At 68.4% G+C, this 19,754-nt stretch carries 21 protein-coding genes and 1 tRNA gene; 7 read left to right on the top strand and 15 right to left on the bottom strand.

All coding sequences use genetic code 11. The features are described from left to right. Position 1: 1 nt before the first annotated feature. Both LK06_RS16400 and LK06_RS16395 read right to left on the bottom strand, forming a co-directional pair. Positions 2-358 (bottom strand): SCO3933 family regulatory protein, encoded by a 357-nt coding sequence (locus LK06_RS16400; protein WP_043432973.1) that lies wholly within the window; start codon positions 356-358, stop codon positions 2-4. Between the two features lie 139 nt (positions 359-497). Next, on the bottom strand, positions 498-1,277 hold the full coding sequence (locus LK06_RS16395; protein WP_052318882.1) for a GntR family transcriptional regulator: 780 nt from the start codon (positions 1,275-1,277) through the stop codon (positions 498-500). 18 nt (positions 1,278-1,295) lie between these two features. Between LK06_RS16395 and LK06_RS16390 the strand changes: the two genes are divergently transcribed. Next, on the top strand, positions 1,296-1,760 hold the full coding sequence (locus LK06_RS16390) for an NUDIX hydrolase (protein WP_043432968.1): 465 nt from the start codon (positions 1,296-1,298) through the stop codon (positions 1,758-1,760). Positions 1,761-2,085: 325 nt separating this feature from the next. Here the strand turns inward: LK06_RS16390 and LK06_RS33205 are convergent, their stop codons facing one another. From LK06_RS33205 to LK06_RS16350, 7 genes are all read right to left on the bottom strand, one after another. Then, the gene (locus LK06_RS33205; RefSeq protein WP_159025305.1) at positions 2,086-3,045 is read right to left on the bottom strand and encodes a hypothetical protein; all 960 of its coding nucleotides are present in this window, start codon (positions 3,043-3,045) and stop codon (positions 2,086-2,088) included. A gap of 315 nt (positions 3,046-3,360) precedes the next feature. Next, positions 3,361-3,888: a hypothetical protein gene (locus LK06_RS16385; protein WP_159025304.1), complete on the bottom strand. Its 528-nt coding sequence runs from the start codon at positions 3,886-3,888 to the stop codon at positions 3,361-3,363. Positions 3,889-4,868: 980 nt separating this feature from the next. Continuing rightward, complete coding sequence (locus LK06_RS16375) at positions 4,869-5,168, bottom strand: hypothetical protein (protein WP_043432965.1); 300 nt, start codon at positions 5,166-5,168, stop codon at positions 4,869-4,871. Continuing rightward, entirely contained in the window at positions 5,165-5,896 is a 732-nt protein-coding gene (locus LK06_RS16370) for a GntR family transcriptional regulator (RefSeq protein WP_043433019.1), read from the bottom strand. The genes LK06_RS16375 and LK06_RS16370 overlap by 4 nt, the downstream gene beginning before the upstream one ends. Positions 5,897-5,904: 8 nt before the next feature. After that, the gene (locus LK06_RS16365; protein WP_043432962.1) at positions 5,905-6,129 is read right to left on the bottom strand and encodes a hypothetical protein; all 225 of its coding nucleotides are present in this window, start codon (positions 6,127-6,129) and stop codon (positions 5,905-5,907) included. A 205-nt stretch (positions 6,130-6,334) separates the two neighbouring features. After that, complete coding sequence (locus LK06_RS16355) at positions 6,335-6,643, bottom strand: hypothetical protein (protein ID WP_043432959.1); 309 nt, start codon at positions 6,641-6,643, stop codon at positions 6,335-6,337. Between the two features lie 12 nt (positions 6,644-6,655). After that, positions 6,656-6,934, bottom strand: a complete 279-nt coding sequence (locus LK06_RS16350) for a hypothetical protein (protein ID WP_043432957.1) — start codon at positions 6,932-6,934, stop codon at positions 6,656-6,658. A 79-nt stretch (positions 6,935-7,013) separates the two neighbouring features. On the opposite strand from LK06_RS16350, the gene LK06_RS16345 reads away from it, so the two are divergent. Continuing rightward, positions 7,014-7,769, top strand: coding sequence for a GntR family transcriptional regulator (locus LK06_RS16345; RefSeq protein WP_043432955.1), 756 nt, complete (start codon positions 7,014-7,016; stop codon positions 7,767-7,769). Positions 7,770-7,844: 75 nt separating this feature from the next. Here LK06_RS16345 and LK06_RS16340 read toward each other — a convergent pair whose 3' ends face one another. The 3 genes from LK06_RS16340 to LK06_RS16330 all read right to left on the bottom strand — a co-directional run bounded on the left by LK06_RS16340 (position 7,845) and on the right by LK06_RS16330 (position 10,508). After that, positions 7,845-8,192, bottom strand: coding sequence for a hypothetical protein (locus LK06_RS16340; RefSeq protein ID WP_043432954.1), 348 nt, complete (start codon positions 8,190-8,192; stop codon positions 7,845-7,847). 245 nt (positions 8,193-8,437) lie between these two features. Further along, positions 8,438-8,522, bottom strand: a tRNA-Ser gene (locus tag LK06_RS16335). A 444-nt stretch (positions 8,523-8,966) separates the two neighbouring features. After that, positions 8,967-10,508 (bottom strand): S1C family serine protease, encoded by a 1,542-nt coding sequence (locus tag LK06_RS16330; protein WP_043407199.1) that lies wholly within the window; start codon positions 10,506-10,508, stop codon positions 8,967-8,969. Between the two features lie 315 nt (positions 10,509-10,823). On the opposite strand from LK06_RS16330, the gene LK06_RS16320 reads away from it, so the two are divergent. The 3 genes from LK06_RS16320 (at position 10,824) to LK06_RS16310 (ending at position 13,792) form a co-directional block, all read left to right on the top strand. Beyond that, positions 10,824-11,651 carry a glycerophosphodiester phosphodiesterase gene (locus LK06_RS16320; RefSeq protein WP_039654907.1) on the top strand — a complete coding sequence of 276 codons (828 nt, stop codon included), beginning with the start codon at positions 10,824-10,826 and terminating at the stop codon, positions 11,649-11,651. 215 nt (positions 11,652-11,866) lie between these two features. Then, complete coding sequence (locus tag LK06_RS16315) at positions 11,867-12,550, top strand: ATP-binding protein (protein ID WP_043432953.1); 684 nt, start codon at positions 11,867-11,869, stop codon at positions 12,548-12,550. Between the two features lie 276 nt (positions 12,551-12,826). After that, positions 12,827-13,792, top strand: a complete 966-nt coding sequence (locus LK06_RS16310) for a DUF5926 family protein (protein WP_039654909.1) — start codon at positions 12,827-12,829, stop codon at positions 13,790-13,792. Positions 13,793-14,046: 254 nt separating this feature from the next. On the opposite strand, the gene LK06_RS16305 is transcribed toward LK06_RS16310, so the two are convergent. Both LK06_RS16305 and LK06_RS16300 read right to left on the bottom strand, forming a co-directional pair. Next, entirely contained in the window at positions 14,047-14,664 is a 618-nt protein-coding gene (locus LK06_RS16305; RefSeq protein WP_234367419.1) for a hypothetical protein, read from the bottom strand. 54 nt (positions 14,665-14,718) lie between these two features. Further along, positions 14,719-15,384 (bottom strand): bifunctional DNA primase/polymerase, encoded by a 666-nt coding sequence (locus LK06_RS16300; RefSeq protein ID WP_039654910.1) that lies wholly within the window; start codon positions 15,382-15,384, stop codon positions 14,719-14,721. 610 nt (positions 15,385-15,994) lie between these two features. Here LK06_RS16300 and LK06_RS16295 point away from each other — a divergent pair. Together LK06_RS16295 and LK06_RS16290 are read left to right on the top strand one after the other, a co-directional pair. Further along, positions 15,995-17,377 (top strand): PP2C family protein-serine/threonine phosphatase, encoded by a 1,383-nt coding sequence (locus LK06_RS16295; protein WP_039654911.1) that lies wholly within the window; start codon positions 15,995-15,997, stop codon positions 17,375-17,377. A 149-nt stretch (positions 17,378-17,526) separates the two neighbouring features. After that, a complete protein-coding gene (locus LK06_RS16290; RefSeq protein WP_039654912.1) occupies positions 17,527-18,987 on the top strand; it encodes an aminopeptidase P family protein in 1,461 nt (486 codons plus the stop codon). A gap of 112 nt (positions 18,988-19,099) precedes the next feature. Here the strand turns inward: LK06_RS16290 and LK06_RS16285 are convergent, their stop codons facing one another. After that, positions 19,100-19,663: a GNAT family N-acetyltransferase gene (locus tag LK06_RS16285; protein ID WP_043432951.1), complete on the bottom strand. Its 564-nt coding sequence runs from the start codon at positions 19,661-19,663 to the stop codon at positions 19,100-19,102. Between the last annotated feature and the right edge of the window lie 91 nt (positions 19,664-19,754).

Below are 19,754 nucleotides of genomic sequence, written 5' to 3'. Positions count from 1 at the left end.
CTCAGGCCGCCTTCGAACCCGTGCCCGCAGTGGCCAGCGAGGTCACGGCGACCGCGCGGAAGGCGATGCCGTGCCGCTTCTGACCGTTGAACTCGTTCTCCCACGGCCGGGCGATCAGCCCGGTCAGCGCGGCCGGGGTGCCCATGGTCAGGTCACCGGAGATGCCGGTCTCCGGGACGGTGACGGACAGGATCTCGACCTCGTCGTTGGCCGCGAACATCACGTCGACGGTCATCAGCTTCGCCCCGGTCTCGGCGTCGGTGGCGATCTCACCGGTACGGCGGTCACGGACCTTGAGCTGCGGAGTCTTGGCGACCATCACAGTCGCGGCGGAGGTGTCGACGGGGATCTGACGCACAGCGGATCACTCCTCTATAGATGACGAACTCCGCCACTCATGTACATGAGTGACATGAAGAAGAGTGCACCACTCCTGTACATGAGTCAACCCGCCGCGACATCGAAGTCACGACGGGTTGCGGGAAGTTGAGCGAGCGTCAGTCGGCAGCCGGGATCCGGTACTCGAAAACGAACTGGTCAGCAGCCATGAGCGTGTCGCACACCTCCACCACGAGCCCGGCCGTCGTACGGGCCTCCCGGATGAGGTGAACCACCGGGGCACCCGGGCTGAGCGCCAGTTCGGAGGCTTCCGCCTTGGACGCCGGCCGCGCCTGCAACGTCTCGACGAACTCTGCGAACTCGTGCCCGTGGTCTTCGAGTCGGGCGTAGATCCCACCGCCGCCGGGGTTCTCGGCGAACAGCTCCGGGATCTCCTTCACGACGTCCCACGGGAGATACGAGGAGGCCGTCTCGACCGGGGTCCCGTTGCGGAAGTAGAGGCGCCGCCGGGCGAGCACCTGAGCGCCGACCGGGACACCGAGCCGCTGGGCGGCGTCCGCGGGGGCCTCCATGGGCCCGATGTAGAGGACGCTCACCTTGGCAGTGGCACCGGACTGCGCGGACTCCGCGAGGTACGCGGCCTGCCCCCCTCGGCGGAGCGAACGCCGGAAGCGATCGGAGGAACGGTGCCGCACCGGCGGCCGGTCCTTCACGATCGACCCCTTGCCGTGCCGGGTCTCCACGAGCCCACTCGCCCGCACCTCGACCATGGCCTTGCGGATCGTGCCGCCGGACACGCCATAGCGCTCCACCAGCTCCGATTCGCTCGGCACCATGTCACCGGGCTTGAGCACACCCGCCCGGATCTGCCGCACGATCTCGTCCGCGATCTGCACGTACCGAGGCCCGGACCTGCCCCCCTCTACCGCAGTTCCCATAGCCCTTCCCTGCCTCCTATGCTCCTGTACATGAGTCAACCACAGGAAGCCACGTCGCCACCCCTGCACTCCGTATCCGTAGCCGGAGTGGTCGTGCGCGAAGACGGACGCCTCCTGTCGATCCGCCGAGCCGACAACGGCACCTGGGAACTCCCCGGCGGCGTACTCGAACTCGACGAGACCCCCGAAGCCGGTGTCGCCCGCGAAGTCTGGGAAGAGACAGGCATCCACGTCGAGGTCGACGAACTCACCGGCGTCTACAAGAACACCACCCGAGGCATCGTCGCCCTGGTCTTCCGCTGCAAGCCATCCGGCGGCACCGAACGCACATCGAGCGAGTCCACAGCCGTCTCCTGGCTCACACCCGACGAGGTCAGCGAGCGCATGTCCGAGGTCTACGCGATCAGACTCCTGGACGCCCTGGACGGCGCCGGCCCCCACGTACGCAGCCACGACGGCAAGCACCTCATCCCAGCGGGATAAGACTTTCCCTACTTCATCAAGGCCCGCGCACGGCGCGGGCGCACGCCGCCTCTGCGGCGCGGCCTGCCTCCTGTCTGCGCCCCGGCTGGCCGCGCCCGGCGGCGCGCTGCGTGCACGCGGGCGAAGGCCAGAGAAAACCCGCTGTGGCTGGGGCGGTCGGCTCCACGGCTTTAGGCAGCCACTTTGGGGCGAGCCTCTAAGATCATGGCCCAACGTCGTGCTTTAACGGTCAGGTCCACAGACTGCCCGACTCGCCGTCAGCTTAACGGGCCATGATCACTCGCCCCAAAGCAGCTCCAGCCCAAAGCCGCTCCGCCGACCTTCGCTATGACGACGCCTCGTCGGCGTCGCGGACTTCAAGATCCTCCATCGATTTTCGGGGAGGGCTCCATGCGCCGGTCTTGTAGTCGATCAGCCTCTGCAGTCGCTCCCGGGGCCACTCGTCAAATGACTGCTCGGACCGCCAGCCGCAGGACGTACATTCGTCATGCAGTAGCGTGCCAAAAGCGCCTTCTTTTTCGATTACCTTACTACTTTCCTCGACGACCTGATATGAGTCGCATTTGGGGCAGCGCTGTTCTACTGGTTGACTGTAATCGACCTGCAGCAGGGCGAATGTTCGGAGTACTTCTTGTGTCGCTCCAAGTACGATCTCTGCATCAATTGCCGATGCGTCGACGTAATGTTGCAGCCACACGGCGAGATCCCAAGTTCGCTCGCCGAGCGACTTGAAATATGCGCGCGGCTTGCTATTGGCGCTGAGACTATTCGCGAAGATCGCAAACCATGCTTTGGCGTTAGCTACTTGCGGCTGTTCTCCGTGGACGCGAACCCAGGACGCTTCGATATTATCTCGCACCAGAGCCAGCAGCGACTCACGACATCGAATTCCTACCGCCTGGAAGTCCTCCGCTTCCTCGGCAGTGGCCAAGGCTTCGACAGCTCCAGCGTAGCGGCGCCAGGGCTTCCCAACGGTCTCTACTTGCTCTTCGTCCGGCTGTACTGCGAACTGCTCGCGAATAACCGCGTTGCGGCCGAGATGGTATGTGAACGCCTGATCTAGGCCCTTGAAGTCATCTTGAGGGTAGAAGTTGGTCATATTTGTGATGACCCACCAGCGTTGACCGCTTGACATCCAAACGTCATAAAGATCGTAATTTTCGCGTGCTACTCTTCGGCGACCAACTTTTTGCACGATAGTGACTTCGTCTCCAGATTCTGGCAACGTCTGGGAATCGACGTAGTCACGGATCTTACGTTCTTCCAATTTCGTCATCTCAGCCATGACCGAAGTATGCCACCGCAGATACCTGGTCTGACGACTTTCACCGGAATCCCGCAACTGTCGCTTGACTGTAGCCACCAGCTGCAGCCAGTCGTGACCGGTCCTGGTTGTGCAGCAGCGAAGTACAGCAACCTCGTCGACTCCAACCGTACGTGTCGCTCACAGGCCGTCCGACGAGCCTAGGAGCCTTCAGCGACCTCCCCGCTCGTAGTTCACGCCGAGATGCAGTCTGACGCAAGGACTGCTCGGGGCGCCGTTCACAGCCGAAGGACGGGACTCCGTCAGCTTGGCGCAGTCTCTGTGACTCCATCGACCTCAGTCGGGCCGCCGCTCACTCTCCTGTGGCCCAGCACTCTTCAAGTACTTTTTCTCTTTGCGTCGAGATAGGATATTCCAGCGACTCGGGTTGTAGTTGAGGTCATGGCGCGCGGCTTCCATGAAAAGTGCTTGCGCCTTCCTGAACTTCACCCCCTGGTCTTTAAGCTGGGCCTCGACGGCGTCCTCCGCGGCGGCAATGACATACGCTGGCGCACAGAGTTGGACGATGCGGAGTGCCGCAAGAACGTCCGAGCTGGCCGACACGAACCGGCCGGTCAAGTCCGCAAAGAGATTGAAATCACCGGGATTGGTGACATTCCCTATCGTCTCCCAGGCGCTCTTTGTCACGTCTAGGTCTGCGAGAGCTCCTAGGAAATGCCGATATGCCTGTGCTCTGTCCTCAGGACTCCCACATCGAACGACCCCAACCGGTTTGTATCGATTGATGGCCGCAGCCGCTATGCCACTAAACCCTCGCGCGGCACTCATTGCACTGCCCGTAATCGGATCCATGTGGACGAGCATGCCTCACACCTGCCTACCAGGTGCAGATATGTCTACATCTCGTGATCCCGGTGGTCGACAGTCATGCACTGGTTGCCGTACCCGGGGCCGTCAACGACAACCAGCGCTGGCAACCGTCGACAGCAAAGCCGCAGGTCGCAGCGTTGATCGATTGCTCGATCACATTCTCACTCAGCGGGAGATGGCGGTCACAATCCGGCATCTGGAGAAGATCTTGCGCGAGTGACAGCCTTGCCGAGAGGCTGGCTGGTCAGACCATGGGCAAGCCGTGATTCTCGGGCCGTCTCTGGGCCGTCCGAGGCCGCTCAGCAGTGACCAGCGGCGACCGTCAGTGACAGGCGTCCAGGACGACGGCCCCAGGTCACCCCCTTCCATCAGCGACACTGGTACGGCTATGCCTAAGCCCGGAGAACTGTGCTGACGTGCACTGATCCCGCGCACTGGAAGCCGCACGCCAACGAACAACGGCGGATGCCCCAGAGGCCTGCTGCCCCTCAGCGCATGTAATGAGCACGACGTCCCAAAGACCGAACGTCCACCCAGGTCGCTTCGAGACAGAGCGGTCCTCCGCTATGGTCCGCCACATGACCGACGACACCCCGGTGTGCCCGGAGTGCGATCAGCCCATGAAGCCTGGTGGCTTGGTGCTCTCCCGGCGGGAGGACGACGGCCGGCGCGTCTGCCGGTCGCTACTCAGATGCGGTTGTGGACATGCTTGGTGGGGCTGGGCGGATCGGCCGGACGAGCCTTTGGAGGTCTGCCCGAGGCCCGAGTTGTTCCGATGACGAAGCGGCACCCACAGGCCCGAGGTCGGCCGCCGCTGAGCGGCCCAAGGCCAGCTGAGGCCAACCAGCAACGGCAGAAGCCCGCGGCGTCCGACGAGGTCAGAGCCGTGGGCTTCTTCCCGGTGCTCAGCGACAGCGCCGATGGGGAGACAGGCCCGTGAGGGGCACCCCAGGCAGCGGCTTCGACGGCTCCTCTCAAGCGTGCGGTTCGACGACCGCCAGGAGGTGACCGCGGCTGGTTGCTACGCGGAGCACGTCTCCGAGCGCTCTTGTCAGTTCGGTCAGCAGGGGCCGTAGGTCATCGGGGTACGCGTCCTGGTCACCGAGAACTTCTAACGCGTGCTCCAGGAGTTCGACTGCCGTCCCGAGCTGTACGGCTTCGATGTTGTCCGCCAGGCGGGACATGAAGCCGCTGGTGTCATCGGTGCTCAGGTAGCAGGGCTTGCCGTCCGGGCCCGACCACGGGAGAAGTCGCAGTTCGTTCTGCGGCATCATCTGTACGCCTGCCTTTCGTCAGTCTCGTGGTGGGTGGTGAAGACGGCGTCGACGCGCTCTCCCGGGAAGACGATCAGTGCGGCTTGGAGGACCCGTCCGGCGCTGTCTGTCGCAACGCGAGTGATCGCGAGGACTGCCAAGGTCTTGTTGATCCGCAGGGTCGACACCTCGTCCGGAGTCGGGAGCCGAGCGGACACCGTTTCGCGGACCTCGGCCGGCGGCGGGTTCGGCACGGAGAAGCTTGCTTCCGCCCACGCCCTTGAGGATCTGACGCCGGGCACTGTGGCCGACCTCGGATCTCGGGGGACGTAGATGCGGGCCAGGCTGTGAGGGGAGTCCCCCTCGTAACTGAGGTGGAGGAGTTCGGTCAGTGGGCTTCCGTCTGCGACCCTCAGCAGCGTCGTCAGGTGTCCCCGGGCTTGGGTCGCGGTGGTGCGGACCGTGACGCGCAGATTCACGTCTGCGGCAGTCCGGGGGTCCAGCGTGCCCCATCCTCCGACGTACGTGACCTTACGCAGAGGGCGGCGGACGAAGTTTCCCTTGCCGTGGATCTTCTCGACGAGGCCTTCGCCCTGGAGGGCCGCGAGGGCACTGCGCAATGTCGCCGTACTGACCTTGTACCGGTCCGCCAGAGTGGATTCGGAAGGAAGTCGGTCGCCGGGCCCGAAGCATCCGGTCGTGATCTGGCGCCTCAGGTCGTCGGCGACGATGAGGCGGCGAGACGTCATGGACTCGGTCACCGCCTTCTCATCATCCGCACGGCGACGAGCCGGGTTCGCCCGTTGATGGTCAGCAGCTCTCCCGAGTCGAAGAGGAGTTGCTTTGCGCCCTGGGGCAGTTGGAAGAGGTCTCTCACCCGGCATGCCCGGCCGCCCACTTGGATGACGTCGCCGCGCAGCACGGTGGCGGCTGTGATCTCGACGTTGGATGCCAGAGCGCCCCCGGGTGCCCAGTTGCTCACCGCTTCACCTCCCATCGCTTGGAGTGGTCAGGTGCCGAGTGGCAAGGGCAGTCGCACGTCTCGTAAATCACCGGCAGGCCGGTCTCTACCGGGGTCGAGGAGGCAGCGGCTTCCGTGCAGGTGATGTGGGTGCCGATTCGGCAGGCGGCCGAGCGGTAGGAGGCGACCGAGGTTTGCGTGATGCGGTGTCGTGGGTGTGGAGGCATCAGTGGACCGCCTCCATGGTCGACGGTGCCTGAGTCGACCAGCGCGGCGCCATGACCGACGAACGCCGCCGTGCACGCTCCTCCAGGGTCAGTACGTAGGGGCGGACAAGTACGTCTTCCTGGTCCAGGAGCAGGTGAAGGTGGTCCGGGGTGCCCGGATTCCGCTCCGGGATGGTCGGTAGTCCTGCGGCGAACGCGGTGGGCGTCATTTCAGCCGTCCGGGACAGCTCCGGGGCGCGGCGGTGCCTGCCCTTGGGGGCGTACCGCTCTCTGGCGAGCGTGACGGCGCGGCGGATACGGTTGAGCACGCTGCTCAGCTCCTATCGCTGATGGCTCGGTCCCCCGACATCGCCCGTCGTGGGGACCGCTTTGCGTACGACCGCCCAGAGGGTGCGGCCGTTCAAGTTGGTGGCGAGAAGCCCGAACCGGTCGGCGTCGGCCAGCGCTTCCAGGACCTCCCGCCATGTCTCGGCGGAGAGTGATTCCGGTACCTCCGCCTCGATCGACGTGCACCGGTCGCGCTCGTCCACGCGTGTGGTGAGCCCGGCGGCTGACAGCCGGGCGGCGATGGCTTGCGCGCTCACTCGCGAAGCGGGCACAGGGCAGCCTCCGTCACTCGGCGATCACTTTGAGTGAAGCTAGTTAACTAGATTAGAGCTAGTGGACTAGATTTTCCATATGCCTGAGCAGCCGCCCTATCTCCGCATCGCCGACGAACTGCGGCGGCGGATCGCGGAGCACGAATGGGAGCCGGGGGACCGGCTTCCCTCGCGCGCCCAGATCGGCCAGGAGTGCGGCGTGGGCGAGAACGTGGTGCGCAGGGCTCAGGAGTTGCTGATCTCCCAAGGAGTGCTGGAGGGACGGGCCGGTTCAGGCACGTACGTCGCGGAGCCCCGGCAGCGGGTACGGGTCGTACGGTCGTCGGCGCGGGAGCAGCCCAGCGGGTCACCGTTCCGGGCGGACATGAAGGCTGTTGGTCGGCAGGGCGATTGGGAAAGCCGGACGGATGCCAAGGTGCCGGCGCCTGCCGATATCGCGGCGCGGCTCGGGATCACCGAAGGCGAGCTGTGCGTCCGGACGACGTACGAGTTCCTGGCGGACGGCAGGCCGGTTCAGCTGTCGACGAGTTGGGAGCCGTACGACCTCACCGCAGGCTCTCTGGTCGTCCTTCCCGAGGGCGGGCCACACGCGGGCGCGGGGGTCGTGAACCGTATGGCCGCGATCGGAGTCACCGTCAGCCACGCCGTGGAGCACCCGGAACCGAGGCAGGCGACCGCCGAGGAGGCATCGCTTCTCGGCATCCAGAAGGCCGCGCTCGTCACGCACATCCGGCGGACGTACTACAGCGACCAGGGACGACCGGTCGAGACGGCGGACATCGTGATCCCCGCCGCGCACTGCGAGATCGTCTACGAGATTCCGATCAATCCCTGACCGGGCCCACGCTGAACACCGGGTCGCACCGGTGTGAAATATCCAGCAGACCGCAGGGGAACGGCACCGACAGCCTCAGAGTTCGTCCGGACGATGCTCGAACCCGAGGACATCGTGAAGCCACCGGTCGAAGTAGCGCCGCTCCGCCGCGCGGTCGCCCTCGACGAGCAGCCACTCACGGGCAGCGTCGACCATGTACGCCTCGGCCTGGCCCGCTTCCGCAGGATGTAGCTCGACCCAGTCGGTCAGTTCGCCCCAGAGGAGCGGGAGCGCGCTGCTCGCTTCGTCGCCCTCGTCCGCAGGGAACACGACGCTCGCGAGACCCAGGATCTCCAAGCCCATGTCGTACGCGGGCGCTTCGTTGCCCAGCATGGCCGTGGCCCGCGCCCTTACCGCCGCGCGGAGAGCATCCGAGTTCCGCATGGCTCCAAGGATATGAACCGCCGCAGTTCGCGCCCGCCGTCAGAGACGCGCTGTGGCTCAGGGGTGCCGACCGACCGTTACCGGAGCCCCGCACCGGCTCGAACCGCGCCGCGAGTCCGTGCCCCCGCCGTGCCCCTCGCGTGCCCGTCAGCGCGGGAAACCGCGGATTCCGGCGGTGCCCGGCAGGCAGCGGGCACGACAACGGCCCCCGACCGTAACGCCTGGTCAGGGGCCGTTCGCTGCTGCGGTGGGTGTGGGATTTGAACCCACGGTGACTCGCGCCACGACGGTTTTCAAGACCGTTCCCTTAGGCCGCTCGGGCAACCCACCTCGGCCCCGTCCCACCTGGGGCGGAGCGGCTACAGCCTACCGGCCTCGGGCCTCGCGCGGGTCCGTGGCCGGCAAAGGGTCCGCTGGCTGCGTTTCGGGGCACCTCCTGATCGGGCCCTCACCCAGCCCTCACCCCGGAGCGCAACGAGGTGCGCGCTCTGCACGAGCGGTGGCAGACCCGGGCCGCCGGCCAGCGAGGCAAGCGGTACGGGCGCGGATACGCACCTGCGGTGTTCCGGCAGTGGAGGTACGAGCGGGGCTCCGACGGACGCCCGTACAAGGTCGAGGCCCTGCGCTTCGACACGCGGGAGATGGCGGAACCCCTGCGGGACACGGGTCGGCGCCGGATGGACCTGGTGCGGTGTGCTCAAGCTGTGAGCGAGACAGCGCGAAGGGGGTGCCGCTCAGTGCGGGCACCCCCGTACGCGTGTGCGGGCCGGCGCGTCAGTTGTCGCCGTTCCGCGAGCCCAGTGTCAGGTCCACCGTGTGTTCCTGGCCGCCCCGTTTGTAGGTGATCGTGACCTTGTCGCCCGGCTTGTGGGTCCAGATCTCACCGATCAGGGTCGGGCCGCTGTCGATCACCATGTCGTCGAGCTTGGTGATGACGTCCCCGGGCTTGAGACCCGCTTTGTCGGCCGGACCGCCCGGCTCGATCGCAGAGGCTCCGCCCGCGCCCTGCTCGGTGATCTTCGCACCGGCGGTGGTGTTCTCCAGGGAGACCGAGGCACCGATCTTGGCGTACACCGGCTTGCCCGTCTTGATCAGCTGCTGGGCGACGTACTTGGCCTGGTTGATCGGGATGGCGAAGCCCAGGCCGATCGATCCGGACTGACCGGAGCCGAAGCCTCCGTTGCTGGTGGACTGGATCGCCGAGTTGATGCCGATGACCGCACCGGTGGCGTCCAGCAGCGGGCCGCCGGAGTTGCCCGGGTTGATGGACGCATCGGTCTGCAGCGCGCTCATGTACGACGCCTTGCTGGTGGCGCTGCCGTCGCTGGAGGCCACGGGGCGGTTCTTGGCACTGATGATGCCGGTCGTCACCGTGTTGGACAGGCCGAAGGGGGCACCGATGGCGATGGTCTCGTCGCCGACGGCCACCTTGTCGGAGTTGCCGAGGGGCAGCGGCTTGAGGTCGGACGGCGCGTTCTTGAGCTTGATGACGGCGACGTCGTAGCCCTGCGCGTGGCCGACGATCTCGGCGTCGTACTTCTTGCCGTTGGGGAAGGTGGCCGTGAGCTTGCCGCCGTTCACCGCGTCGGCCACCACGTGATTGTTGGTGACGATGTGGCCCTGGGTGTCGAAGACGAAGCCGGTGCCCGTGCCGCCCTCGCCGTTGTTGCTCTCCGCCTCGATGGTGACCGTGCTGGGCAGGGCCTTGGCGGCCACGCTGGCGATCGTGCCGGGCGCACGCTTGACCTGCGCGGCACCGCTGTCGGAAGCGGAGACGGTGGTGGAGCCGCGGGAGTCGCTGTCCTTGGCCAGGGTGTATCCGAGGCCGCCGCCCAGGCCACCGGCGATCAGTGCGGCGACCAGGACACCGGCGATCAGGCCGCCGCGACCGTTGCGCGGCTTGGGGGCGGGCTGCTGGTACGACGCTCCCCAGCCGCCGCCAGCGCCGAAACCGGCACCGCCAGCACCGGCGCCGTAGGGAGCACCGTGGGAGGCGCCGTCACCGTAGGCCGGGGTGGGCGGCGGCGGAGGGGGCCAGGAGCCGTCGGGGGCCGGGCCGGCAGCGTGCGGGGGACCGGACGGTCCTGCCTCCCCCGCCATGGGCCCGTGGCCCGGCGCCGCGGGCGCGGAGGCCGGCTCGGGTGCGGCCGGGGTACCCGGCGTGGCCGGAGCGTCCTGCGGTACCTGGGGCAGCGGAGTCGTCGGCGCGCTCCCCCCGGGTGCAGGGTCCTGGGGGGAACTGTCGGAAGAGGCCACCGGCACGGGAGGTGCGGACGGGGCCGGGGGTACCGCGTTGCCCTCGTTCTCGGTGCTCACAGCTCTTCTCCTCGATCCACGGCTGTTGTCGTCGGTCGCACTCGGTCACGCTCGTTCACGCTCGGCGGGGCGGTCACGCTCGTCGTGAGCCCGTCTCGATGCAGCTGCGCATGGTCCTGTGTTTCTGTCGTACGCGGTCAGCTTTTCCCACGGGCCGTCAGAGCACCATAAGCGGTGGCTGTGGGTCCAGGGCCACCCTTTATATAGGATTTTCCAGGCAAACGTCACATAAATGAGCATGGCGTGTGCCACCACCGTCCACAGAGAGGCACCCTCGCCACCGCCACCACCCCGCAACGGTGACACCATGACGCAGTGACCCACGCACCACAGCAATCCATTCAAGTCGTCGCCCACCGGGGCGCCTCCGAGGACGCGCCCGAACACACCCTGGCTGCTTACCGGAAAGCGCTTGAGGACGGCGCGGACGCGCTTGAGTGCGATGTACGACTAACCGCCGACGGCCACCTCGTCTGTGTCCACGACCGGCGGGTGAACCGGACCTCCAACGGTCGTGGAGCCGTCTCCGCGCTGGAACTGGCCGACCTCGCCGCCCTCGACTTCGGCTCCTGGAAGACGCGCGAGGCATGGCGCGGACGGGACGAGGAGCCCGACTGGGAGACCCCGCCGGAGGACCTGGCGGACACCTCCGTGCTCACCCTGGAGCGACTGCTGGAGCTGGTCGCCGACTCCGGACGCCGGGTGGAGCTGGCCATCGAGACCAAGCACCCCACACGGTGGGCGGGCCAGGTCGAGGAACGGCTACTGATGCTGCTGAAGCGGTTCGGCCTGGACGCACCGGCCTCCACCCCTGACTCCCCGGTCCGGATCATGAGCTTCTCGGCACGTTCCCTGCACCGTGTGCGTGCCGCCGCGCCAACACTGCCCACGGTCTACCTGATGCAGTTCGTCTCGCCCCGGCTGCGCGACGGGCGGCTGCCCGCGGGGGTACGGATCGCGGGCCCGTCGATCCGCATCGTGCGCAACCACCCCACGTACGTGGAGCGGCTGAAACGAGCCGGTCACCAGATCCACGTGTGGACCGTGAACGAGCCCGAGGACGTCGACCTGTGCGTCGACCTCGGCATCGACGCCATCATCACCAACCGCCCCCGCGCGGTGCTGGGACACCTCGGCCGCTGACTCCCTGCGGCCCCGAAAGGTGCGCGCCCGAAAGGCTCCCAAGAGGTAGGTAAGGAGCCGTGCACGACCCTTGACCCGGCACCGCGCCTGCTGAATGCTCCACTCTCGGCCACACCACTGAATTCCAGCCACGGAAAGCCGACGACGACCGCCGACCACGGCCGTTCGTCACCGGGAGTGCTCCGGCGCGTTCGTTCCGTGCACAGTCGTTCGGAATGCGTCAGCGGAAGAGGATTGGCCGGTTTCCGGTACAGGCCAATGGGGCATCCACACCGTGGCGTGGGGCAAAGGAGGTCTCGGGGGTGGCGTTGGTGGTGGCACAGGAGGTGCCCACGTCGTCGAGCATGGCCGTACCTCATGGCCCTGCGGGCGTGGGGCGGGCGAGGCACCGGATGCGCATACAACTGCGCAGCGGTGGCGTATCGGAATCGGTCATCGACGATGCCGTACTGATCCTGTCTGAACTGTTGAGCAATGCGTGCAAGCACGGACGGCCCCTGGGGGACATGCCGTCCGGGCACGGTGATGTCCGTGCCGCGTGGCGAGTGGATGCCCGGGGCAGACTCATCGTCGAGGTGACGGACGGTGGCGGCCCGACCCGCCCTGCGCCGGCCACCCCGTCGGTGACCGCGCACGGCGGCCGTGGCCTGAACATCATCACGGCTCTGGCCGACGAGTGGGGTGTCCGGGACGACGTCCAGGGCGAGGTGACGGTGTGGGTGGTGGTGCACGGGGACGTCCACGATCCGGATGCCGGGTGCCACCGCGACGGCTTCACTACGCGCGTCGCGGTCCCCTCGCTCCCGGGCATGACCCTTGCGGACGGGACGCTCCCGGACACCGTTCTTCCGGACCTGGCCGGCCTGGACTTCGCAGACGCGTTCGAGGATCTGGCCTGACCCCGGGACACGTTCCAGGAGTTGGCCCAAACCCCGGACCCAGCGCCCGGGCCGGTCCGCAGGCCTGGCCGGCCCGGGGACACCGGGAGGGCGCCGGAGCCGCGGGCTGGCCTCCGGCACGCCGGCCCCCGGTGGATGCTCCACGGGTACGCACCGTCGGCGGCGGCGTCGGCGTCGGCGTCGGCGTCGGCGTTGTCCACAGGTTCCCGTCTGTCATGGCCAAAACGGCTAGGCTCCCGACCGTACGAGAAGAGCCGTAACCGGGAGACACCCACGATGGCCAAGAAGCGACCCCAGACGAAGGCCAAGCGCCCGCAGATCACGGACGGAGAGATCCCGGTTGTCGGCGCCCGTGAGCCCTGCCCCTGCGGCAGCGGACGGCGCTACAAGGCGTGCCACGGTCGATCCGCGGCACATTCCGCGACCGAACTGGTGCAGCGTCCGTTCGAGGGACTGCCGGGCGAGTGCGACTGGGTGGCACTGCGTGAGCTGGTCCCGGCCGCCACGGTCCGGCTGACCCTCAAGGACGGCCTGCCCGAGGGCGTCCCGTCGGTCACCCTCGCCACGGTGCTGCCGATGGCCTGGCCGGCGCTGCGCCGCGACGACGGCTCGGTCCTGATCGGTCTGCAGAACGACACGGCGTCCGGCGACATCAGCCGCGACCTCGCCGACACTCTCCAGCGCGCTCTGGAGGCGGAGCCCGGCACACCGGTGCAGGGACGCCGCGCCCCCGCGGAGGGTCCGCGACTGCAGGACCTGCTCGATGCCGAGGCGCCGTTCGAGCCTGTGGTGCACGACGGCTTCGAGTTCTGGGTGCCGGACGCGGAGAACGCCACCCCGGAGGTGACCGCCTCCCTGGAACGGGCGAACTCCGCCGCCATCCCAACGGTGAGACTGGTCGGCCTGAATGCCGCGTACTGGTGCGAGACCCCGGAGAAGAACCACTTGCGCTGGGTGATGCCGCACCCGGAGGAGCAGCTCCTGGACGCTCTCGCACGGCTGCACGCCGCTGGCCGCTCCAGCCTCGGGGAGGGTACCCGGCTCGTGGGCTCCTTCCGTGCCCACGGCCTCACCGTGCCGGTTTGGGACCTGCCGAGCCGGGTCACGGCGGACGATGTGGCGAAGCCGGCCGCCGAGTTCGCCGAGCGACTCGAAGCCGCCCTCGCCGTCAAGGAGCCGCTCACCGCGGACGAACGCCGGGCACGCGGCGGTCTGACCAACCGGCAGGTAACCCTCAGCTGACGTCCCACACGAGACGTCACGGCTGACTGGCCGGTCAGCCGTGACGCCAGTCCGGTGTGCAGGTGAATCCCGTCACAACTCCCCCTCGTGACAGGGAATTCGGTGGCCGAATGACCGAGATCGAATTTGCGAACTGCCGATCTCTTGTTACCGTTCCAATAGCCCGGTTGCTGGTGCATCCCCCGTCGCCAGCAACCGGGCCTTTCTCTGTCCGCAGGTGCGACCCCGCCCCGGCAACGAAGTACCGTGACGCCTCAACTGCCTTTGCCCTCAGGGGCGTTGCTGCCCGAGCGCAACAGCAGCGCACCATCGGTCCCGGGTACGGCGAACTCGCTGACGGCCAGGTAGGTGTCCGGCGCACCCCTGGTGTGCTCGCGCGGCGTCTCGCAGGTGCCGGGCTCGTCATCGGCCCCCGTGACGCAGTGCATCTGCACGGTCCGACCGTCCGGCCCCAGCAAGCTCAGCTCCGCGTCCAGCGGCTCCCCGGTGGCATTGCGGTAGTAGGCGCGCGCCCAGGTCTCGGCACCCTGGGTCAGCACACAGGTCTGCGCCTCGAAGCCCTGCGGCGAGGTGAGTTCCGGCCCGCAACGGGCACCAGTGGCCAGGTCCGGGCCGAGCGGCCGGGGAGAACGCCCGACGGTGACCGGGCGAACCCGGGTGCCGGCAGCGCGGGGAGCGGCCGGCACGACGGCCCGGCCGGCGTCGCCCACCTGCCTCGCGGACGCCACGGCAAGCGGCAGCACGACGGCGGCCGTCACGGCACCCACGAGGGCGGCCAGACGGAACCTGCGGGGGGCCGGCCCGCGCTTTCGGTGGCCCGGCCCGCTATGGAGCGGCAGCCGTCTGCCGTGCCGCCCGGAAATTCGCAGCATATGCGGAAGATATCGAGCGCCGGAGCCCCGCCCGCCCCTCCGCGCCGGACACCCCTACAACTCGGGCGCGCTCACACCCGTACGAGTGAGGGCGTCGACGACCGCGTCCACCACGGCCTCCACATCGGGCACCCACGGCGTGGCGGAGCCCGGCAGCGGAGCACGTTCCCAGCGAACGGCCCCCGTACCGGTCTCGGACGGCGGCAGTGCGAGATAGCCGCCCTCACCGTGGAAACGGAGGGAGCCGGGGACGAAGTCCCTGGCATAGAGTAGTTCGCCCAACTGCTCCATGGAGTACGGCTCCACCAGCAGCGCCCAGCGGGTGGGCGAGGCGATCACCGGACCGAGGCGCATGCCGCGCCGGTCGAGCAGCACGAGGGCACGGGACGCGGCCAGGGCCGGCAGACTGACCGCGCAGGGCGCTTGGCCGCCGGTGGCCAGGATGATCGACGCGCTCGGTCGATTGGTCCACCACCAACGCACCATCCGCGCGTCGGTGGTGGCGGCGAGCAGACCGGGGTCGAGGGGATGTGCACCGGGCACCGTGCACTCCGGGTCGGGGCAGGCGCAGCGGGCCTGTCCGCGCGGGTCCGGGGCCACGCCCGGCAGTACCGGCCACTGCCATTCCGTCGCGAAGGTCAGGGCCGCGCCGATCGGCTCAGGCTGCCCGTCGTTCCGCCTGGACAGGAGCCTGCGTCGCCTTCCGGGGATCTCGCGCATGAGCGCTCGTTCCTTTCCGTTGCACCGCTGGCAACACCGTGGGCCACATCACACCATGTGTCGATCACTTCACCGTGCGTACCTGTTGGCGCATCACGCCCCCGCGCACCGCGAGGGGAACCCCAGGGGGTCGAGCATGGGCCGCGTCCGCGTCCATGGTGCGTCCGTCAGAAGCACGGCTGCGGCGTGGGGGTGGCGAAGTATGGCGTTTGCCGTCGCACGTATGTCTCTCCGCCTCCGCCACGGGAGGATAGGGCTCGGCCGTCGGTGGCTATGACGCCCGGGTCCGTCGCCAGGTTCCGGGCGGCCCCCAACCACCCCTGGCCTTCTCCGAGTACGTACCCATCACGACCGCTGTGACGCTCTGTGGAGCAGAGCCAGTCGACCGCAATGAACCGTTACCCGAGGCAGTTTCAAGCCAACTTGACAGTAAGGCAAGGGGTTCGAGGAAACCCACTTCCCGCCCATGGACACCAGGAATCCCAGCAGGACAATGCTGGACATCCCCTCACGAGTGCGTGTACATGTGGAGACACTGCTAGCGGCGCAGAATGACATGGGGGTTTGCGATGCTTCCCAGCAATACGCACTGGTCTGAAGGCCGGACGCCATGAACGCCCCGCACCCAGCGAAAGTGGCCGGAATCGATCCAGCGGTTCCGACGCCCGCACACACTGTCGCGCCTTCTCCCCCCGCACCGGGCGCCGCTCCCGTGCCCGCGCCGAACACCCCGGCCCCCGGAACCCTCCTCCAGGACCGGCTGGCCAGCTGGGTTTCCGACCTCACGACCCTCCACGAACTCACCGAGCGTCTCTCCCGCACCAACGCGCTGGACGCCGCATTGCACGAACTGCTGCGCGCCGGGGCCGTCCTCGTCGGCGCCCGCCGCGGCCTCGTCGTGCTGAAACCCGGTGACGGGCTCGGCCCCCGTACCACCGTCGGGCTCGGCCTGGGCCGCGCCGACCTCGGCCACATCGAGACCGTCCCGCGCGGCTCACTGCTGTACGGCACGGGGGAGGGCGCCGAGAACGTCCACTCGGATCTGCTCGCCGAGGACGGCCTCGACCCCCGTCACCGCGACGTGGCCGCCCGCCTGGGCTACGCCGCCAGCTACGCCCTCCCCCTGGCCACCGAGGGCACCGGGCACCTCGGCACCGCCGCTTGGCTCTACGACGAGCCGGCCGAGCCGCACGAACGGCAGCGGCACCTCGCCGGGCTCTACGTCCGGCACGCCGTCGAGCACCTCGCCCGACTGCTGGAACTGGAGCGGACCCGCGCGTACGTGGCGACCGTGACCGAGGAACTGCTGCCCTCCCGGCTGCCCCGCGTGGCCGGTGTGCAACTCGCCGCCCAACACCGCACCGGCCCTCGCGGCGGCGGCGACTGGTACGACGCACTGCCGCTGCCGGACGCCGCCCTCGGCCTCTGCGTCGGCTCGGTCACCGGCTCCGGGCCCAGCGCAGTGGCCGCCATGGGCCGGCTGCGCGCATCGCTGCGCGCCTACGCCGTGATGGAGGGCGAGGATCCCGTCGCCGTCCTGTCCGACCTGGAACTGCTGCTACGGCTCACCGAGCCAGCCCGCTCGGCGACGGCCCTGTTCGCCTACTGCGAGCCCGTCCTGCGCAGGGTCACCCTGGCCGGTGCCGGGCACAGCCCGCCCCTGTTGATCGGCGAGCGGCGCACCGAGTTCGCCGAGACCTCCGTCTCCGCGCCGCTCGGCATGCTCGCCTGTTGGGAGGCACCCAGCGTGGAGATCCGGGCCGAGCCCGGCGAGACGGTTCTGCTCTACACCGACGGGCTGCTGCAGCGCACCGGCGAGCCGATGGACCGCGCCTTCGCCCGGCTGCACGCGACCGCCGCGGGCATCCCGCGCGCGCTGCGGCACGATCCCAACGCCATGGTCGACCACGTCCTGCGCGCACTCCTACCGGACGGCCTGGACACGGCGGACAGCGACGAGGACGTGGTGCTGCTGGCGGCGCGCTTCGACTGAGCACTCGGCTGGCATGAGCGGGCATAACAGGTCGTCCAACCCTGACCCCGCCCCGGTACGACCGTACGATGATGGAGGCCCCCGCTCGGCCACAAGCACGAGCGTCCCGGGCCCCGGGGGAGATCACATGGCGTACCGAGGAGGATCACGTGTCCGACGAACTCAACCCGGAGACCCCGGAGACTGAGTCCGACGAGCCCATCAAGCAGCGGAAGAACGGCCTGTACCCGGGTGTCTCCGACGAGCTGGCCGAGAACATGAAGTCCGGTTGGGCCGACACAGAGCTGCGTGACCTGCAGCCGATCGAACAGGCCGGGCACACCGCGCGTCGCCGTGCCGCGCTCTCCGCCCGCTTCCCGGGCGAGCGCCTGGTGATCCCCGCGGGCAACCTGAAGACCCGCTCGAACGACACTGAATACCCCTTCCGCTCCTCCGTCGAGTACACCTACCTCACCGGCGACCAGACCGAGGACGGCGTGCTGGTCCTGGAACCCACTGCCGACGGCCACACGGAGACGATCTACCTGCTGCCGCGCTCCAACCGCGAGAACGGTGAGTTCTGGCTCTCCGGTCAGGGCGAACTGTGGGTGGGCCGCCGCCACTCCCTCACTGAGGCCGGACGGCTCTACGGCATCCCCGCCTCCGACGTGCGGGAACTGGCCGACCGGCTGCGCGAGGCCACCGGTCCGGTACGGGTCGTACGCGGCTACGACGCGGGGATCGAAGCGGCGCTGACCGACAAGGTCACCGCCGAGCGCGACGAGGAACTGCGCGTCTTCCTCTCCGAGGCCCGGCTGATCAAGGACGAGTTCGAGGTCGGTGAGCTGCAGAAGGCCGTCGACTCGACGGTGCGCGGCTTCAAGGACGTCGTCAAGGTCCTGGACAAGGCGGAGGCGACCAGCGAGCGCTACATCGAAGGCACCTTCTTCCTCCGCGCGCGCGTGGAGGGCAACGACGTCGGCTACGGCTCCATCTGCGCGGCCGGCCCGCACGCCTGCACCCTGCACTGGGTCCGCAACGACGGCCCGGTCCGCTCCGGCGACCTGCTCCTGCTGGACGCGGGCGTGGAGACGCACACGTTGTACACGGCCGACGTCACCCGCACGCTGCCGGTCAACGGCACGTACAGCGAGATCCAGAAGAAGATCTACGACGCCGTGTTCGAGGCCCAGGAGGCCGGTATCGCGGCCGTCAGGCCGGGCGCCAAGTACCGTGACTTCCATGACGCGGCCCAGCGTGTGCTCGCCGCGAAACTCGTCGAGTGGGGCCTGGCCGACGGTCCGGTCGAACGCGTCCTGGAGCTCGGCCTGCAGCGCCGCTGGACCCTGCACGGCACCGGCCACATGCTCGGCATGGACGTACACGACTGCGCGGCCGCACGGACGGAGACCTACGTGGACGCCACGCTGGAGCCGGGCATGGTGCTCACCGTCGAACCGGGCCTGTACTTCCAGGCCGACGACGTGACGGTCCCGGAGGAGTACCGGGGCATCGGCGTCCGCATCGAGGACGACATCCTCGTCACCGAGGACGGCAACCGAAACCTCTCTGCGGGCCTGCCGCGCCGCTCCGACGAGGTCGAGGCGTGGATGGCGTCGCTGAAGGGCTGAAGGACTGGGAGAACACTGATGGCCGGGCACCCGTGAGGTGCCCGGCCATCGACGCGTCCGCACGCCTGTGCAGACTTCACGTGCCTAGGGGGAGGGTGCTCGTGAACCGCCCTCACAGGGCCGGACCACGGTCGTGCAGGATCCGCTGGAAGAGCCGGCAGTCCCGCCAGGCGCCGTTGATGTGCAGGTAGCCCCGGGCCGTACCGATCGGTTCGAAACCGCATTTCGCCAGCACCCGCTGCGAGCCGGTGTTGTCCGGCAGCGTGGACGCCTCGATCCGGTGCAGCCCCGCCGTGTCCCGCGCCATCCGGCAGACGCCCTCCACGGCAGAGCTGGCCAGTCCACGGTTCTGCCGGTCGGCGGCGACCCAGTACCCCAGATGTGCGCTGCAAAAGGGGCCCCGCGAAATTCCCGACAGGGTGATGGTCCCGACGATCCGGCCGTCCGCCGCCACGAGGACCAGGGGCACCGCGGACCCCTCGGCGAACTGCCGCAGCAGCCCGTGCACGCGTTCGGACTGTCCTGCCGCAGTGAAGAACGACTCCGGTCTGACCGGCTCCCAGGGTTCGAGGTGCCCGCGGTTCTCCACGTACGCCGCACAGAGCGCGTCCGCATCCCCGCGGGCGAGGAGCCGCAGCGTCACGTCGTCCGGTATCTCCTCGGTCTGGATACGCATGCACAGCACCCTAGAGGCTGTCGCACCACCGACCTCAGGAGAGACAAGCCGCGTCAGCCGGTGGACGGGCCCCGATTCCTCGGCGCCACAC

This window comes from Streptomyces pluripotens, from assembly GCF_000802245.2.
Lineage (GTDB): Bacteria > Actinomycetota > Actinomycetes > Streptomycetales > Streptomycetaceae > Streptomyces > Streptomyces pluripotens.
The sequence above is the reverse complement of the archived record's forward strand: the minus strand, read 5'-3'. Positions and strand labels throughout refer to the sequence as shown.

Coding starts and splice junctions, on each gene's coding strand:
- LK06_RS16395 (WP_052318882.1), bottom strand. CDS start 1,277: ATGGGAACTGCGGTAGAGGGGGGCAGGTCCGGGCCTCGGTACGTGCAG.
- LK06_RS16390 (WP_043432968.1), top strand. CDS start 1,296: ATGCTCCTGTACATGAGTCAACCACAGGAAGCCACGTCGCCACCCCTG.
- LK06_RS33205 (WP_159025305.1), bottom strand. CDS start 3,045: ATGGCTGAGATGACGAAATTGGAAGAACGTAAGATCCGTGACTACGTC.
- LK06_RS16385 (WP_159025304.1), bottom strand. CDS start 3,888: ATGCTCGTCCACATGGATCCGATTACGGGCAGTGCAATGAGTGCCGCG.
- LK06_RS16375 (WP_043432965.1), bottom strand. CDS start 5,168: ATGATGCCGCAGAACGAACTGCGACTTCTCCCGTGGTCGGGCCCGGAC.
- LK06_RS16370 (WP_043433019.1), bottom strand. CDS start 5,896: ATGACGTCTCGCCGCCTCATCGTCGCCGACGACCTGAGGCGCCAGATC.
- LK06_RS16345 (WP_043432955.1), top strand. CDS start 7,014: ATGCCTGAGCAGCCGCCCTATCTCCGCATCGCCGACGAACTGCGGCGG.
- LK06_RS16340 (WP_043432954.1), bottom strand. CDS start 8,192: ATGCGGAACTCGGATGCTCTCCGCGCGGCGGTAAGGGCGCGGGCCACG.
- LK06_RS16315 (WP_043432953.1), top strand. CDS start 11,867: ATGCGTCAGCGGAAGAGGATTGGCCGGTTTCCGGTACAGGCCAATGGG.
- LK06_RS16310 (WP_039654909.1), top strand. CDS start 12,827: ATGGCCAAGAAGCGACCCCAGACGAAGGCCAAGCGCCCGCAGATCACG.
- LK06_RS16305 (WP_234367419.1), bottom strand. CDS start 14,664: ATGCTGCGAATTTCCGGGCGGCACGGCAGACGGCTGCCGCTCCATAGC.
- LK06_RS16300 (WP_039654910.1), bottom strand. CDS start 15,384: ATGCGCGAGATCCCCGGAAGGCGACGCAGGCTCCTGTCCAGGCGGAAC.
- LK06_RS16295 (WP_039654911.1), top strand. CDS start 15,995: ATGAACGCCCCGCACCCAGCGAAAGTGGCCGGAATCGATCCAGCGGTT.
- LK06_RS16285 (WP_043432951.1), bottom strand. CDS start 19,663: ATGCGTATCCAGACCGAGGAGATACCGGACGACGTGACGCTGCGGCTC.